The organism is Pelosinus fermentans JBW45, from assembly GCF_000271665.2.
GTDB lineage: Bacteria > Bacillota > Negativicutes > DSM-13327 > DSM-13327 > Pelosinus > Pelosinus baikalensis.
In genome coordinates, this window is sequence record NZ_CP010978.1 from 3784724 (window position 1) to 3802228 (window position 17505).

At 41.4% G+C, this 17505-nt stretch carries 17 protein-coding genes; 1 reads left to right on the top strand and 16 read right to left on the bottom strand.

What is annotated here, in order from left to right:
* Positions 1-50: 50 nt before the first annotated feature.
* The 14 genes from JBW_RS16865 to JBW_RS16925 form a co-directional block, all read right to left on the bottom strand.
* Positions 51-1703: an ArnT family glycosyltransferase gene (locus tag JBW_RS16865; protein WP_007959863.1), complete on the bottom strand. Its 1653-nt coding sequence runs from the start codon at positions 1701-1703 to the stop codon at positions 51-53.
* A gap of 2 nt (positions 1704-1705) precedes the next feature.
* Complete coding sequence (locus tag JBW_RS16870) at positions 1706-2677, bottom strand: glycosyltransferase family 2 protein (RefSeq protein WP_007959860.1); 972 nt, start codon at positions 2675-2677, stop codon at positions 1706-1708.
* A gap of 398 nt (positions 2678-3075) precedes the next feature.
* Positions 3076-5424 carry a hypothetical protein gene (locus tag JBW_RS16875; protein WP_007959858.1) on the bottom strand — a complete coding sequence of 783 codons (2349 nt, stop codon included), beginning with the start codon at positions 5422-5424 and terminating at the stop codon, positions 3076-3078.
* Positions 5417-6211 (bottom strand): ABC transporter ATP-binding protein, encoded by a 795-nt coding sequence (locus JBW_RS16880; protein ID WP_235333894.1) that lies wholly within the window; start codon positions 6209-6211, stop codon positions 5417-5419. The genes JBW_RS16875 and JBW_RS16880 overlap by 8 nt, the downstream gene beginning before the upstream one ends.
* Complete coding sequence (locus JBW_RS16885) at positions 6198-7070, bottom strand: ATP-binding cassette domain-containing protein (RefSeq protein ID WP_007959853.1); 873 nt, start codon at positions 7068-7070, stop codon at positions 6198-6200. Before JBW_RS16885 ends, JBW_RS16880 begins: the two co-directional genes overlap by 14 nt.
* A 15-nt stretch (positions 7071-7085) precedes the next feature.
* The gene (locus tag JBW_RS16890; RefSeq protein ID WP_007959851.1) at positions 7086-7973 is read right to left on the bottom strand and encodes a hypothetical protein; all 888 of its coding nucleotides are present in this window, start codon (positions 7971-7973) and stop codon (positions 7086-7088) included.
* On the bottom strand, positions 7966-8529 hold the full coding sequence (locus JBW_RS16895; RefSeq protein ID WP_007959849.1) for an RNA polymerase sigma factor: 564 nt from the start codon (positions 8527-8529) through the stop codon (positions 7966-7968). The genes JBW_RS16890 and JBW_RS16895 overlap by 8 nt, the downstream gene beginning before the upstream one ends.
* Positions 8530-9420: 891 nt before the next feature.
* Positions 9421-10323 carry an N-acetylmuramic acid 6-phosphate etherase gene (gene murQ, locus JBW_RS16900; RefSeq protein WP_007959848.1) on the bottom strand — a complete coding sequence of 301 codons (903 nt, stop codon included), beginning with the start codon at positions 10321-10323 and terminating at the stop codon, positions 9421-9423.
* A 13-nt stretch (positions 10324-10336) separates the two neighbouring features.
* Positions 10337-10465: a hypothetical protein gene (locus JBW_RS26065; RefSeq protein ID WP_255711596.1), complete on the bottom strand. Its 129-nt coding sequence runs from the start codon at positions 10463-10465 to the stop codon at positions 10337-10339.
* Between the two features lie 35 nt (positions 10466-10500).
* Positions 10501-11424, bottom strand: coding sequence for an N-acetylglucosamine kinase (locus tag JBW_RS16905; RefSeq protein WP_007959846.1), 924 nt, complete (start codon positions 11422-11424; stop codon positions 10501-10503).
* A 32-nt stretch (positions 11425-11456) separates the two neighbouring features.
* A complete protein-coding gene (locus JBW_RS16910; protein WP_007959845.1) occupies positions 11457-12536 on the bottom strand; it encodes a DUF871 domain-containing protein in 1080 nt (359 codons plus the stop codon).
* A 20-nt stretch (positions 12537-12556) separates the two neighbouring features.
* Positions 12557-13894, bottom strand: coding sequence for a PTS transporter subunit EIIC (locus JBW_RS16915; protein WP_007959844.1), 1338 nt, complete (start codon positions 13892-13894; stop codon positions 12557-12559).
* A gap of 79 nt (positions 13895-13973) precedes the next feature.
* Positions 13974-15206, bottom strand: a complete 1233-nt coding sequence (locus JBW_RS23830; RefSeq protein ID WP_007959843.1) for an S-layer homology domain-containing protein — start codon at positions 15204-15206, stop codon at positions 13974-13976.
* Between the two features lie 25 nt (positions 15207-15231).
* Positions 15232-15678, bottom strand: coding sequence for a PTS sugar transporter subunit IIA (locus tag JBW_RS16925; protein WP_036681789.1), 447 nt, complete (start codon positions 15676-15678; stop codon positions 15232-15234).
* A gap of 458 nt (positions 15679-16136) precedes the next feature.
* Between JBW_RS16925 and JBW_RS16930 the strand changes: the two genes are divergently transcribed.
* Positions 16137-16313, top strand: a complete 177-nt coding sequence (locus JBW_RS16930; RefSeq protein ID WP_007959839.1) for an Arc family DNA-binding protein — start codon at positions 16137-16139, stop codon at positions 16311-16313.
* A 438-nt stretch (positions 16314-16751) separates the two neighbouring features.
* On the opposite strand, the gene JBW_RS16935 is transcribed toward JBW_RS16930, so the two are convergent.
* Positions 16752-16991: a hypothetical protein gene (locus JBW_RS16935; protein ID WP_007959837.1), complete on the bottom strand. Its 240-nt coding sequence runs from the start codon at positions 16989-16991 to the stop codon at positions 16752-16754.
* A 10-nt stretch (positions 16992-17001) separates the two neighbouring features.
* Positions 17002-17421 carry a hypothetical protein gene (locus JBW_RS16940; RefSeq protein ID WP_007959835.1) on the bottom strand — a complete coding sequence of 140 codons (420 nt, stop codon included), beginning with the start codon at positions 17419-17421 and terminating at the stop codon, positions 17002-17004.
* Positions 17422-17505 lie beyond the last annotated feature (84 nt).

A 17505-nucleotide genomic window follows, 5' to 3' on the forward strand; every position in this document is an offset into this window, starting at 1 on the left:
TCGTGGCGCACATCTGTCCCCCCTGTCCCATTCAGCATTAGCAACGTCCCTTATTCCTTAATAGAATAATAAGACAAGCCTTTACTATCTTTTAGCAATTGATAATTAAACCTAGCTGTCTCCAGCAGAAATTGCTCTCTTTGCTTACCTCTCACGATAATCAGACGATCAGATAATGGGGGCTTCGCCCCAAATTCAACTATCCCCTGGGTCGGCATGGTGTATTTGCTTGACCAGTCTAGCTCTTCCGCCTGACGGAAAGTCACTTCCCTTGGGGGGGTAAGCTTGACTGCGACCTTGCCGCTATAAAAAACCGCCGAAGTACTGTAAAACTGATACATCCCGATCTTCTCCACTCCACGGTCGACCATACTTTTAGCAATCTCTTTTCCTGACCGGCTTTCCGCTATGATAGGGAATATAAACAGGGAAAGTACGATATATGCCCCCAATTGGCACAAACAAAGCAATTTGAAAACATCGACCGCAGTCCGGTTTCTTGCTTTCCACACGCTGAATACCAGGAGCAGTAGCAGACCGGCTGTAGCCAGGCCAAGTTCCCACCCCGCCAGATAGCGATAAGCCGCTATCATATATCCAACCATGAGCAAGGCCACAGGAACCCCTATCCAGTAGAAAATTTCCTTCGTTTTCCCCTGCGCCAGCATCCGCTCTAGTTGAATAGCTGTTAGGATTGCCACGGGAAAGAGGATGGGAAACGTATAGGTCAGGTATTTAGTGGCCATTAACGAATAAAAGCCAAAATAAGCAGCTATCCACAGAAAAAGGAATAACAGCAGCGGGGACTTCAGGGAACGCAAGTCTTTATATCCTTGGATCAAAGCTTTTACAGCCAGAGCAGACCAAGGCAGCATGCTGAGCACAAATACAGCAAGATAATAGTAGCTCACATTATCTTTCGGATGTTCGGAAACGGTTGCCCGAAGATAGTTATGAACACCAAAAAAGTTATTGATAAACTCCATACCGTGCAAGGTATACATGGCAGCGTACCAGGGCAGCGCCACAATGGCAAAGAGCAAAACTCCTGTCAGCAGATACATTTCTTTAAGTTCCGTCCAATTGCGCTGCAACAGAATAACTAACAGCATAACTAGAGTAGGCAGCAGAGCGCCAATCGGCCCTTTCGTCAATACAGCCAGCGCCATGCTGACATAGGCAGCTAGATACCATCGCTTGGTGCCATCCATTTTTACATACCCCAGATAAAAAAATCCCAGAGCAGCGCAATTAAACACAAAGAACACCATATCGGTAATCACTAGTTTAGCCAACAATATATACTCGAAGGACGTTCCCATAATCACCACTGCCAATAATGCGGACCTTCGCGTATTGGTTTTGCTTACAAACCAATACAGCAGCACGACTCCCACGGCAGCAAACAAAGCCGGCGCCAACCGAGCTGCCCACTCTGAAAAACCAAAGAGTTGAAATGATAATGCCGTAAGCCAGTAAAAAAATATTGGCTTATCAAACCAGGCATTTCCATAAATCCTTGGTGACACCCAGTCCGCTGACAACACCATTTCTTTTGCTGTAAGCGCATAGTTCGATTCCACCGGATCGGTGATGGGTATGGCTTGGTTAAAAAACATATAACCAAAAAACGAAATCAGAAACAGGACCCCATAGATTTTAGGGGAAGCGGTAAAGTTGCTTACATCATCAAATAATTTCATTGCTATAAATCCTTTCTAAAGACATCTACTTGAACGACGGCTTCAGTGCCACTTTTAAATTCAGCGCTGACCCAGTATAACGGCCGCTGCTTAACCTCCTCAAAAATGCGTCCAACATATTCACCGATAATCCCCAGGCCTACCAATTGAATGCCTCCAAGCGTCAATATGCTCACTGCGACCGTGGCCCAGCCCGGAACAGCATCAGCGGTAAACAATTTCGTGTACACCACATTCAGGGTCAAGCCAAAACTCAACACACCAAAAAGTAAGCCAAGATAAAAGGCAAAGCGCAGGGGGAGTTTTGAATAAGCCGTAATACCGGCAAGGGCAAAAGAAATCATCTTCCTGGGTGAAAACTTAGACTTTCCGGCAAAGCGTTCAGGCGCCACAAACGCCACCTGCGTTTGACGATACCCCATATCGCCAATGATCCCCCGGATAAATCGGGCTTTCTCCTTAAAGCACTGAAAAGTGTGAACAACTTTTTTATCAAGCAACCGGAAGTCTGATCCGCCTTCCACGATATGAACATCGGACATGGTATTAATTAACTTATAGAACATGCTTGAGGTAAACCTCTTTAACCAAGAGACGCCAGATGTACCTACGCGGACGGTTTGCACGACATCAAAACCTTCTTCCCATTTCGTTAGCAAAAGCGGCAACAGCTCTGGCGGGTGCTGCAGGTCGCCGTCCATGGTGATCACCACATCCCCCTGAGCGTAATCAAGCCCGCAGGTTAAGGCCACTTGGTGCCCAAAATTTCGTGCCAGAAGAACCGCTTTAACCTTTGTATCTTGCTTTGTCATGCGTTCGAGAATCACTGCAGTATCATCACTGGAGCCATCATCAATAAAAATTAATTCATAAGCATAGCTTAAAGGCTCCATATACTTACAGACTTCTTGGTAAAACACATTCACATTCTCCTGCTCGTTAAAAACAGGTACAACTACTGAGATTAGTTTCATTTTTTTCTCCACCCTATCCGTAAAATATCAAAAGTGTATTTAAATGACCTATATGAGCTATGTCTGTAAAATGGGAGGTGAAATCGCTTAGGATATTGCTTGTCCAATTTGTCAAACTGAGTGTAACAAGTTAATCTGAAAATACGATGAAAGGGAAAGGCTGTCACCTGCAGCGGTGTATGCCGGGCAGCCTCCACCCACGACCAGGCGAAGCAGCGCGGGCGTGTTGTTATACAGAGTAGCTCATTTCCCACTTTGCTCTCCATAATAAATACGAGAATAACTTTGCTTTGGTTCAAGGTAAGGCAATTTTTTATATAAAAAAAAACAAGACACAAAAAAGTGCCTTGTCTGTATACCTACATATCTTTCTTATTTATCTTCCATCAACACTTTCATCAACGAATCCTAAGCCTAAAGGATCTTGCTTCTTCTACAGAAGATAATTTCAGGGAATTCATCGTTTCCGCCTTTTGCCTTGGCCCTGTCATAATCCGATTGACTTGCTGAGTGGAATAGCCTTTTTGTAACAGCTCTTGTCCAAAATCATCCATAATGTGAAGCATATCGAGCCAGTCAAGCTCTCTGTCGTATGTGCTAACAGATTCTGCATGGATCTTTTGCATAAAGGATTGTACACCTTCATCACCAAGCTCTGATTGCCTAATATCATCAAGGATTAAAAAAATCTCTTTTACAACCAGGTTGTCACCCCCGGCCTGGATTCTATCCCCATCCTCGCCGGCCACCAAGTTAGGCACGGGCTTATACTGCAGCCAAAATTGTTTCACATCCTCATAATACGCTTTGCCTAGTAGATTCTCTTTATATAAGGTATACATATAGGAAAGCATCCCGGCACTTATATTTCCTGGATCGCTTGTATCAAATGCCGGCCACCAAAGACTTAGAACAGCCTCTTCAAAATATAGCATTTGTAATTTCTTTTCACTCGTATCTTCGTTTGGCAATAATTTTAAAAAATATTCCGAGACCAAAATAGCATTTTTCAATCCTAGTTTTTTGCGTTCAGCAGTTTCTTCCAGCCAGCTATCCAGTAAGAATTGAGGCACCTCAACTACATTCAAATATTGCTTGTTCGCCCGTGGTATCAGGTTTTCATAAAATGTGATCCTATCCTTGGCTAGTGTAATGACCGTATTTGCGTTCTCTTCATGCAGTTTTGCACAATAAGTTGTCATATCTCCGCTCTGAGCCGCTATTTTTACATAAGGAGCAGCTATCAAAAAAGCGTCCTGGGCAGACGAACTGAAAAAAGCAAACTTCCTACCAGTTCCCTCTGCTAGATATATACCTTCTCTTAAGGGTAATCCTGTAACAACTTCCATGTCTCTATCTATTTCAACAGTTATCGAAAAGGCGGCAGGCAGGTGGGAGACATTGCGCGCCGACAATATCTGGGTGGGCTCATTACTCCATCTGCTCTGATACTCAACAATGTTGTATATCGGGTTTTTACCTAAAACAGGATACCATGCATGACCAGACCGTAACAAGGTCATCGCCGGTGAAACAAAATTAATCAATCCCCTCGGTTGGGCATCATAGTCCGTAAACCACTCCCATACTTTGCCCGAATAATCCAAAGCAATTTCCATAGTGGCTCCGGCAACAAGAGGCGCATTTAGTTTCACCGCAATAAAGTCACCTTTTCTTTCCCAAACAAGTTCTTTGCCACTACCATCGGTTACATGCTGAACCGTATAATAATTTTTTAAGGTCAAAGGGATCTCTTGTATTTGGCTGTCACTTGTATTTTTAAAAACCAGCTTTACATCACAGTCCGCAGTGTTCAGGACTGTTTTCAATTTAATATCCATTACATAGCTAACAGGTTGCAGCCTATTTGACCTATCTGCTGCTTGTCCGTCATCAACCACCGCATTGCTAAAAGACTCTTGATAACTTTGCTCGCGCGCTTTATACTCCAGGACGAATGGAATAGAACTAGATAAAAATACAGCAAAGGCAGCTGTTACTAGCAGTATGTATGATAATCCCAATTTTCCCAAAGAACGCCGCTTACTATAATAATAATAGCTGACTAAAAACAACATTGCTGAAAGCCCCAGCTGCTGACACAAAACCATTGGTATAAATCCATTCTTAGGAAAGCGCTCTGTAAGCTGTGAAGGAAATTCTGTAGCTGCCAGATTATAAGCCAAATTTATCGGTGGTAACCAATATGGCAATAAGGTATTATGATCACCATCAAGAATACTAATCAATATTAGATAAAAAGCAGTTATCAATGTGGCTAAAAAAATATTCGAACGACAGATCGTCTCTATAAACAAAGTGACACATATTGAATTGATACTGATCAAAAAATAATTCAACCAATAGTTCCATAACAGGTCAAAAAAAGGCACCGGCGTAGGAAAAACGAACAGTACCATAGTCGCCACGACTAAAAACATCTGCATACCCAGCAGACCTAAAAGCAAAAAACTGCTCACTGCTCTCCCTAGCAGCAACTCCCAATCCTTACAGGGAAGCGTATTAACAATCTCTGCCGCGCCACTGCGCCAATCCCTGGCAATCATACCGATATTCCAAAAGACAAAAAAAATATAGAAAACCGATATGACTCTAAGCGCAAAGAATTGTTCCTGATATAAAGAGTAACATAAAAGACAATTGACTAAAACTACAAGTACCCAATAGCCCCCCCCTTTTATGCCTACTCTCATTTCTTGCAAGGCAATCGCCATTATATTATTCATCTTCCTCTTGCCTCGCCGATTCTATCAATGACATATAACCATCTTTTGCACGAGCAGTATCTTTTATCTGCCAACTCATTCCTGTGGCCAACTTAACAAGTTCATCCGGTTTTCCTTGGAACACCAAACTTCCTTGACGTAATACAGCAAGCTCCGAACAACAAGCTTCAATGTCAGCAAGGATATGGGTAGAATAAACAATGGTTATCTTCCGTCCCAGTTCACTGATTACATTGCGTATATTGTTGCGCTCGACGGGGTCAAGTCCAGCTGTAGGTTCATCCATGATCAAAAGCTGGGGTTTGCCCAATAAAGCTTGTGCACATCCCAGCCTCTGTTTCATGCCAAAGGAATATGTAGAAATCCTTTTATTCCTAACCTCTGCAAGATTAACTAGCTCAATAGCCTCATTCACCTGTATTTTTCTTGCTTGTTTATCCGTTACCCCTTTTAATACTGCAAAATACTCGAGCATCTCAAAACCAGTCAACCTGGAGTAAAAACCAAATTCTTGGGGCAAATACCCTAATTCATTACGAATTACTGTTTTCTCAGAACATACATCTACCCCATTAACAGTTACCCTACCTCCCGTAGGCTCAATCATCGTCGCCAAAATCCTCAGCAAGGTACTCTTCCCCGCACCATTTTCCCCTAAGAGACCAAATACACCTGTGCCTATACTGCAAGTAATATCGTTCAGTGCCATACAATTATTGTTATATCTTTTACTAAGATTATTAATCTCTATCATTATAAATACCATTTCTTTCTCATTCTGAATCACCCTGGGATACTAGATAGATATACGCATCCTCCAAGGTGGGATCCACAGAACACACTCCCGTAAGCTCCGGCCTAACATCGCTAATGATCCTTATTTCATACAACCCTTTATCAGCCCGTAAAGCACTGACTACCAATTCATTCTTTTTATCATGCCACTCGTCCTCAGATAGAGTAGCTTGCCAGACAAAACTCCTGGCAGTGTCTATCATTACAGAGATTGGACCTTTAAATCGTAGTTTTTCCTTATGTAACAGCATGATACTATCTGCCAAAGCAGTTAATTCTGAAATGATATGGGTACTTAATAGGACGATACGTTCAGAGGATAACCGGGAAAATAAATTACAAAAATAAAAACGTTCTTCCGGATCAAGCCCAGATAATGGCTCATCCATAAGGAGAAGATCAGGATCGTTTAATAACCCTTGAGCGATCCCAACCTTTTGGCGCATCCCCTTTGTCCAGTCCCGCAAGGTTTTATTATGAAAGGAAGAGATTTGGGCAATATCCATTACCTCTTCAACCTTTGCACTAGCAACTGCAGCAGGAATCCCCTTTAATTCTGCAAAATATTTCAAAAATTTTTGCGCGGTCATTTCAGGATAAATCCCAAAATTCTGAGGTAAGTATCCCATATGGGCTTTAAACCTGACACTGTCATTAGGGAGAAACATTCCATTAAGAGATACTTGACCAGTTGTTGGCGCAATAACCCCTGCAAGGATGCGTAATAAAGTCGTTTTGCCCGCCCCATTAGGTCCAGTCAACAAATGTAATCCCTTAGGTAAAGAAAGGGACATATCATTTATCACACAATTCTTTTTAAAACATTTTGTAATGGAAGATAGCTCTAACATATTCTTCTCCCTCTTTTATCCCTCTTGGGAGTAATCCATATTTTCGACACGCATGCAACGTAGATATATTGCAATCAGTATGAGACCTATCACTAAAAGTATCATTGGCATTCGCTGTATCAAACCATTTCCAACTAGACTGATTTGTATCAAACTTCTTCCAACATCACTTTGTTCAAAAATAACTTTCGCTACCCACATTATAAATGCCGTTCCACAACCATACATAGCGCCTAAGCGCAAAGAAACAGCCAACGCGACACCTAAGAAAAACACCATGGGTGCTAACCATGCAAGAATAGTCTTCCATAATAGCACTTTTTCATTTGTCAGCATATCAGAAAAAGAAAGGGCGATCATCCCCGTAGCAGTCAGACAAACGATAATCGTATATCCCAAGGTTACGATAATTCTTGCACCAGCCAATTGGGCTGGTGTATAAGGACAAGACGCTTCCAGCTCATTTGTACCATAAAGCTCTGCCCTATGTTCATAAAAAAGCGTCAGCAAGCCTAAAATTGGCGCTCCATTTGTTAAAAAAATCAACGAATCTCTATCACCGTTCGTTAAAAAAATGCCTGCAAAAATGATCAAACTAGTCACCGCCATAAACCGCCAACTCAAAATAGCCAACTGGGGCTTTACCAGACGTAAGACAGAGAGTAGACTGCCATCACTGGCAGACCTTTCTATCGCTACTCTATTAATAGGTTTAAGAATTGGAACACCATCATTACTATCATTTTCCTGCAAAACTGCTTTGAGGTTATAGAGCAAGCTGCTGGTCATCGCAGCAGTAGGCTTAGGGACGTTGTATTTGGATAGTTTATTTAAAACAACAACCATCTCTTCATCATTTCCGTCTTTATCAATTTCGCTAAGAATTTCTTGATATTTATCCAAATTCCTCGCCCCCCTCTTTAAGCAGTTTTTTAAGATTATGTAAGCCGTTAGATAACCTTGATTTAACTGTTCCTACAGGAATATTCAATACTAATGCTATTTCTTCCAGTTTCAAGTCTTCATAAAAACGAAGGACAACTACTTCACGGTGAATGTCTCCCAATTGATTGAGAACTTCGATAATCGCTTCGCGTTCATCCTGTTTCTGTAAAAATTCTTCCGGTGTATCCTCATAATCCCTAATAGTATCAGGCATCTCAAGACCATGAATCGTTTTTTGCACATATGCGCTTTTCAAATAGTCCTTACATGTGTTTGACGCAATTGTATAAATCCACGTCTTGAAAAGAAGTTCTGGATTGTACTTTTTAATATTCCGGCATATTTTGATAAATACCTCTTGGGTAATATCATTAGCACTATGATAATTTTTACTCATCCGATAGATATATGAAAATATCTTAGAATGGTAGCGAGAAACAATAGTCTCCAAAGCGGTCTCGTTTCCCTGCTGCAATTGCCTTGCAAGTTCTTCATCAGAAATAATTACTGCCACCTCACTTGAAACCGTTAACTATTAACTAAACATACCCCCTAAGCCATCTCCCAATATTGCCTTATGGATATTACTTCTTGTTGTTACGTTTTGATTACATGCTCGGAATTTTGAACCATCAATAGCAACTAATTCTTTACCAGATAATTCCTATCCTTATTCTGGCTATACACGAACTGAATTATAATTTGCCAATATAGTCATCTCTGCTTTCAGGAAACAGTATTGATTGCCTTCTTCCTTCGCATTTTATATAGCCCATAAATCCAACTCTTCCCAATCAGAATTTATATCTACATTTTATCATATTTGTTCATTTTATGTAATTATTGTCGTTTACTTTTCACACAGTCCGGCGTCAATAACGTGACAGGACCTCTGTTTCAAGCCTTCCTAGATCCTTGTGTGTGCTATCTGGAGGTTCTCCTTGCTGCATAGGTTTCACCTACTAGCAGTTGCTAATCTCTTCTTAAAGAGCTGTAATTCGCGCATGAAATATTCCTCCTGTTACAGAAACAGGGACAGGGATCCTGTTTCAGGCCTTCTAAATCTTTGTGGATGATAATCCCGTTATACGTGCTATCTGGCGTATATTCGTGCCGACAACTTCTTTCATTTCTTCAATATAGCGTCTTGTTTTTCTCTCGGTTCATTGCAAATTTTTACTGCGTCAATTCCAAATTCCTGTCGGACCATTTGTCGAAGGTCATCATCACTTACATTAACCTTGATCCCCGGAATTTCAAGACAAAATTGGACTTTCACCAACAAGTAAGCGCCCATGCTGGGCGCACATCAAAAAGGTACTTTACGCCAAGCATAAAGTACCTTTTTGTCTACGGTTTGTTGTAAAGTAATGACTTTACATATATTTGCTATGTATCATTTTTATCATTCCACGCTTAATGCCTTACGGATAACCCCATGGGCTTTTTCCAACCGCATCTTAGCTTCTTCCATCGTACATGCTTGTTTACTCATAACAATTGCCAGCTTAGGGTTATAGTTAGCCTGTTCCAGAAATTCCTTTGCCTGCTCTATGGAAAGTCCGGTAGCCTGGGCAACAATTCTTTTGGCCCGTTCCAAAAGTTTCACATTGCTTGCCTTCACGTCCACCATCAAATTTCCATACACTTTTCCAATCTGGATCATTGCAGCCGTCGTAATCATATTCAGTACCAGCTTTTGGGCCGTACCGGCTTTCAGGCGGGTAGAACCGGCTATAACCTCTGGACCGACCACCAGCGTGATGGCAATCTTGGCTATATCGCCGATCACCGAATTCGGTGAACAACTAATCGCCATGGTAGTCGCACCAAGTTCGTTTGCATACTTAAGTCCGCCCACAACATAAGGAGTACGTCCACTGGCGGCAATACCGATCAATACATCGGACACTGACAAACCGATGTTTCGCAATTGTCTAACCGCTTCTTCCTCGTCATCCTCAGCGCCTTCGATCGCATTGCGCAAAGCATGGTCGCCGCCGGCAATCAGACCGACAACCATACTGTCATCAACCCCAAAGGTTGGCGGACATTCAGAAGCATCCAGAACTCCCAGCCGACCGCTTGTCCCTGCACCTATGTACACCAGCCGGCCGCCCCGCGGCAGTGCTTCAACTACTTTGTCGACAGCCTGAGCAATATTGGGGATCTCCTTTTCCACAGCATATGCCACTATTTTGTCCTCATCGTTAATCAATTTTAGCATCTCCGCTGTACTTAATTGGTCGATGTTTTCTGTTTTAGGATTTCTTTGTTCTGTCATTAAACTCTCTATATCTACTGTCAAACTATCCACCTCACTAATATTTAGTATCCCTTACCACCTCACGGTTTTTTTCCAAATATCCGATTACCTGATTATATCGTTTGCGAGCTACGCCTACAAACAACGCATCAATAACAGACAGTTGGGCAATACGTGACGCCATTGCACCGCTGCGCAAAAGAGTACATTTAATACACGTCAAACCTTTCCAAATTTATTCAACGCTTGCAATGCCAGTATTACCGCGCCCGATACAGGTTCAGCCTCAGAACATCTGATATCCGCTTTGTCTTGCAACTTAGCAATAACCCGCTCTCGAACCTGTGGAATCTTTTGCAGAATACTGCCGAATAATACAACTTTTATCTCCGTAGCAGTAGCAAATCCTCTAGTAATAATAGCCTCGATCAAAGCTATTATTTGGTCCGCTGTATCCTTTAAAATAGCAATAGCTACCACATCACCATTCGCTGCAGCACTAACCACGACTTCGGTGAGTACAGCTACTTGATTTTTGGTTGTCTGCGGATGATATATGAAAGTAATTAAATCATCAAAGGATGCGATCTGCAAGAAAGTGAGAATGTCAGCTAACAACATGGTAGGTTGCTCCATACCTTCTGCCGCTTTAATACTTCGCACCAGGGCTTGCCGGGCAATATAGTAACCACTTCCTTCATCACTGACTACATGTCCCCAGCCACCAGCCCGAAAGCATTCGCCTTGTGCATTCACCCCATAGGCAATAGAACCTGTACCAGAAATAGCCACAATACCTTCCAACTTGCCAATTCCAGCAACCAAAGCAATCTCCGAATCATTGCAGAGGCTATAATGCCCTTTTAATCCCAAATCATCCAGGGACATGCCAATACTCACCTTATCCTGCTGTCGGTCGACACCTGCCAGCCCTAAAGAAATGAACCGTAAATCACTACGTTCCAGACCAGTGGCCGCAAATTCATCCAACATGTCGCTGATAAGTTGACGAAATTTAACTATGCCAATAACATGATGATTCGAGGCTCCTCTTTCTACTTTCGCTAGGATTATACCATTCCGGTCCGCAGCCCAACCTCTAGTCTTGCTGCCGCCTCCATCAATCCCTAATACCCATTCCATTGTTTATAAAATCACTCCTATCATGTTGCTGCTCATTTCTCCTTGAAGCAAAATGAGCGACCGGGCTGAATGTACTCCAACAGAAACAATTCCTCCTTGATTACTTGAGCCACTACATTCGTTCTCGCATCAATTGGCAATTCGCGGCATACCACTTGTAATTCACCCATATAACGGAGATACTCCACATTATCAATAGTGACCGCACCACAGGGACGGGTTAAAGCTGACCGTTTCAGAATGGTATCACGGCACGAATTTCGAGCCTCCTGAGAACGGATAACATGTTCACCTGGATCATTACGATTGGTATGTCTGCCTAAAAGTATAGCTCTTTCCATATCGCTGATGCCAGGTTTGGTATCAACCACAAGTTCAATATAGCGTTCATCCAAGGCAGCCACTCCGGCCAACTCTTCGGTGGCTGCAAATGGGTCACCGAAAATTACTGCATCAACCAGTTTGCTGGCAAAAAAATGTTTGGCAGCAGTGACCGGATTCATATATCGGTGTTGCTCTAAGGACGGCACCCCCTCATATATCGGTCCCCGGGGGTTATTATGTGAAGCAATAAAAGCCGCTACCGGTATACCATAACTGCGGAAAAGCTGGGACCTTTCGGCAAAAAGACCGTATGATAATCCAGTTTCCGGACGGGGATAATAGTTATGACAAGCTCGCAAACGAGCGGAGTCAATTCCCTCACCCAAAATAGTATTAAGTATTTTCTGATCAATTGTGCTGGCGTTCAGTTCAATGTCGAATTGGCTTTTTTTAGCCAATTCGGCAGTTTCTTGAAGGTTAAACCCAAAATCCAGACGCAACGTATCAATACCGAGTTTGCATAAATCATCGATATTCCCCCGCGTTATTCTTAGTAATTCAAATGAAGCTGGAGAAATGTCGGCAGTTATGCAAAATCCTAACTGCTTTGCATATTTGATCATATTAGTGAATTCATTCAAAATCTTTTGACTATCAGCCTCGGGAATGTGTAAGGAGGTAAATATCCGAGAATAGCCATATTGGTGTGCAGAAAACATGTATTCTCGAATAGCCTCTTCCTTGTGACCCATGCCGACATAGACCGATATACCTTTTTCTATTGCCATCAATTAATACCTCCTATTTATTATTCTTCATTCTTAGGATCATCAAAACCCACAAACCAAGTAATCACAAAACCCGCGACATAAGCAATGAGAATACCAATGAGATAATACATAACGCCGCCGGGCTTAATTAAAAATGCTAATGACAGCCCGGAGACACCTAATGCGATAGACTTAACATGCATTAACGCCTGAAACGCACCGCCAAATCCGGCGCCTATACAGGCTGTTATGAAAGGGCGTCCCAGCGGCAAAGTTACACCAAAAATGAGCGGTTCCCCTATACCTAGAAAGCCTACCGGCAGTGCTCCTTTTACTACTTCCTTAATTTTTTTATTTTTGGTTTTAAAATAAACAGCAACAGTGGCTCCTACTTGACCGCCACCTGCCATGGCCAATATAGGTAAAAGCGGATTTTCCTTCAATGTATTTAGTAATTCCATGTGGACAGGCGTTAATCCTTGATGCAGACCAGTCATAACTACAGGCAAGAAGGTACCGGCTAAAATAAAACCCGCGATAGGGCCACCCGAACTTATCATAAATTTAAAAAAACCTATAATGCCATCCGATAGATATCCGCCTAGCGGTTGCAGGATATAGTATGTAGCAAATCCTGTAACGAGTAAAGTTAAGGTCGGAGTTACGATGATGTCAATCGCAGTCGGAACAAATTTACGTAGTCGTTTTTCCAGAACGCTCATAAACCAAGCCACCAACAGTACGCCAATTAGACCGCCACGTCCTGGAACCAACGCCATTCCACTAATTTTTATGGAAGCAATGGCCGGATTGATAATCAAAACACCAGCTAATCCACCCATAGCAGGCGACCCGCCAAATTCCTTAGCGGTATTTATACCGACAAAAACGCCTAGATAGGAAAAAATGCCCCAACCGATTACATTTAGTATGGCGATCAATGCGCCCTGAGGATCAGCGCCGCAGCGAATTGCCACATTAGTTATGCCGGCGACCATACCGGAACCAACAATAGCTGGCATCAGCGGTACAAAAATACTAGATAATTTCTGTAAAAACAATTTGAAAGGAGTTCGGTTTTTATCCTTATATGCTGCTTTAAGATCAGTGACTTCTCCCATCGCTAGATTAGTCAAATCACTAAACTCTGCAGCTACCTTATTTACTACACCTGGTCCGAGAATAATTTGAAGTTGCCCTGCTTGTTCCAAAGTGCCCAAAACTCCAGAGATTTGTTTGAGCTTAGTAATATCAACCTTTTCCAAAGAACTGATTGTAAGCCTTAGTCTGGTCATGCAGTGCGTTGCACTGGCAATATTCTCTTTTCCTCCAACGGTACTAATTATTTGTTGAGCCAAATCTCGTTCCTTTGCCATTATTCCACCCCCATAAAATTCTAATTAAGATCATACATTTACTAATTTTTTAGACTGGGTGAGTTTTTGCAACAGACTCCTAGAAGGAAATAGTTACATCCCATCCATATTTTTTAGCTCTTTCATTAGTAACTAGATTTTTGTAATCACCATACCAAGTTTCTGTATAAAGCTGAGGATTAATATGATGAACAACGATAGCACGATACCCTTTAAAGCCTTGGTTACCACCAAGTACACCATATTCATTACCCCACCAAGTCAAATGGTCACCATTTTCCGCTGGAAGATTTAGATTCCCTTCTTGTTTCCAATACTGGAGAATCAGCTCATCTTTATTAATTGTTTTCCATAGTTGAAGTTTGTACATTTTATTATTATCATCAGCTTTAGTATTTTCAGCATAACCACCTGAAATATTCAAACCGCTAGGGAGCGTATAGCCAGCAGTTACCGCAGGAATGCTAGTGCCTATAGATTTATTTATAATAGTCTTGCTACCCGTCATATAATGAACGCCCAAATCAAAATTACCAAATTTACCACCAATCGTACCATACGCAATCGTACTATCAATATTACCTTCGTAACGACCAAGCAAGCCAAAGAAAGTAAGTTTGTCGGACAACTTCGTTGTAATATCGACACCTCTTACAGTATCATCCATGAATAAACCATTCGCTAACCAATACACTTTTTTACCAATATTAATCGTAGTATCTGGTGAGGCTTTGTAGGTAAAGAAATTTTGCCGGGTCCTCCAAGAAGTATCTTTGGTACCACTAGCATTGTCTAAATAGTCTTTATTTTTTAATTCGTAAAGAACATTCAGCTTATCATTGATTGGTTTTTGTACACGTATACGAACTTGCATATTATATTCATGCAGGTTCTTATTTCCATAAATATGACCATACGTATTTTCGGTTTGAGCCCACCCATTTATTTTCCAGTCATTAACGCCAGCCGTTTTCTTTTCCAGATTATCCATGCGAACACCAAGATTTTGCAGTTCATCTTTGTATTCAGTTGCTAATTTTTCAATAGCAGCTTTTTGCTCCGCATTTGCTTTATCCGATCTATAGATCGCTTTCCCTACTAGTTGGGCCATTTCATAACGAGTAATGCTCTTATCACCTTTAAAAGTACCATCACTATAACCGTCAATGAGACCTGCTTGCGCTAAATTTTTCACTGCACCATATGACCAATCATTTGGAGAAACATCCGCAAAGGGATTCGTCGATGCAAATGCAGTCCCTACACTCAATACACAAGCTGCTACCACGCTGGCAATCATTTTTTTATTCATTCTCTTACTCTCCTTATTTATTGACTCAATGAATCCTTTTCATGATTTCGTCAATGTCTTCGGCTTTTTCAATACCACGGAGGCTACCGTCATGAATCATTTTTAAGACTAGCTCTAAGGCTTTGAAATGAGACGTAGTATCTATGGGTGCAAGGCATATGATCGTTTTCACTGGATCATTGTATTGGCTCCCAAAGTTAACAGGTTCATCCAGGGTTATCAAACTCATTCCCAATTTCTTTACCCCATATTCTGGTCTTGCATGGGGAACGGCTAAACCTGGATATATGACCATATAGGGCCCTATTGTCTTTATCGTCTGAACAACAGCCTCCACAAATCTTTCTTCCACATAACCATTCTGTACTAAAATCTCCCCACCAATCCGAACAGCACCCTCCCAATTGTCAGCTTTCATATGAATTTTAATATTTTCTTTTTTTAACAGGTCTTTTAGCTTAACCTCACTCATACTCTCACCACCTTTTTTGTCGGAATAAAGAGGCAGAATTTTACGAAAACTATTGGTATAATCTAGTAAAAGGATATGGCTTATTGTGATTGCCTCCACTTGTCTATTGGATGGACTTCTTATGGACACTTCTTCCTTTGGTACGATTGCTAAGTATGAAATAATTTATCACCTCCATAGTTGACTTTATGTTTTATAGAAAATCAATCTAACGTTTATTCCTTGGACAATTTTAAGTTTAGACATGCAAATCAAAAAAGTTAGTGAAGTTTGCCATCGGCAATTGCATAAGACTCAAGACTGTGCCTATTGTCTTAAATATTCTCCCCCATCAAGCCGTCACTTTAGAGTCACCATGTTTTTTATTATATATTGCCGTCACCTAGCCGTCAATACGCCGTGCTAAATTATTTTGCGATATATTAAAATTGTTATAATGACTACATGGAGGGATTGAAGTGCCATCAAAAATGCCCAAATTTACACTTCGTATCAATCAGGAAAGTCTTGAAAAACTTCGATATATTGCTGATAATAATTTTCGAACCGTCAATAAAGAATTAGAAATGCTCATCAAGACACATATTTCCACATATGAAAAAGAACACGGCGTAATAAAAGTCGAAAATACATAATTTCCAAAATTAATAGTGAAAAAGCCAATTCCCATCAAGCAAAGGGAATTGGCTTTTCGCTATTATTGAAAAACAAAGGGACAGGGACTCTGTTTCAGGCCTTCCAAATCTTTGTGGATGATAACCCCGTTATGCGTGCTATCTGGCGTATATTCGTGCCGACAACTTCTTTCATTACTTTCAATATTGCGTCTTGTTTTTCTCTCGGTTCATTGCAAATTTTTACTGCGTCAATTCCAAATTCCTGTCGCACCATTTGTCGAAGGTCATCATCACTTACATTAACCTTGATCCCCGGAACTCAATGGAACCGTCCCTTTGAGTTTTTCCTTTGAGTTTTTCATCACGAGACGACACTTGAGATGAAAAGCGAGGTCAGCGGATTTTTTAGTCCACTGACCTCGCTTTTTCATAGATATAGTTTGTTATTAGTACATCTCAGTTATCTCCCAACTCATTTTTCTCAAACCATTCTATTTCCCATTTATTGTAATTTATAAACTGCTCAACTTCCTCTAATGTTACAAACCAATTATCAAATCCTTCACCCTCGAAACTGATTGTTGGCGACTGAATTACAAGATACCCTCCTGTGTTTTCACTATCGTCTATAATCCAAATGTACCGGTTTACTAGTTTCCCATTATTAATTTTTCCTTTAGCATTAACTTTTACCATTATCTTACTCCTAATCAATTAGTGGGATATGATTATTTACCAAAATATTTCTGTTTTCGTCGAGTATTTCGACATGAACATGAGGTTCATTTGGAGCATGCTTACCAAGAAGTGAGTTCTCATCAATCCTAAACCTATACGTTTGACTACCTACTTGTTTTTCAAAAACACCACTACCAGCCTTTCCAACTTCCTTATATCCTTGCCCCAAAAGTTTATCTCCTAAAGCTAACGCCTCATCTGTGTTAACCCTAAAATTACTAGTAATATTACCTGCACCATTTTTTGCTCCTGCAAGAGATTCCGAGATGACATCGTCAACTCCAGACAACCTCACTGCAGTATTAGGTTTTGAAAGGCCAAATGGATTAGTTGAATTTTGCAATTCCACCTCTGGAATAACTCGCGGTCGAGTAGAAGCGGGTCTCACGACCCAGCCCCCCTCAGTCGAGTAAGCCAAGGGAATCTCACTCTTAGCTTCTCACGGAACCGGACTTGAAGGTCTCCCCTCATC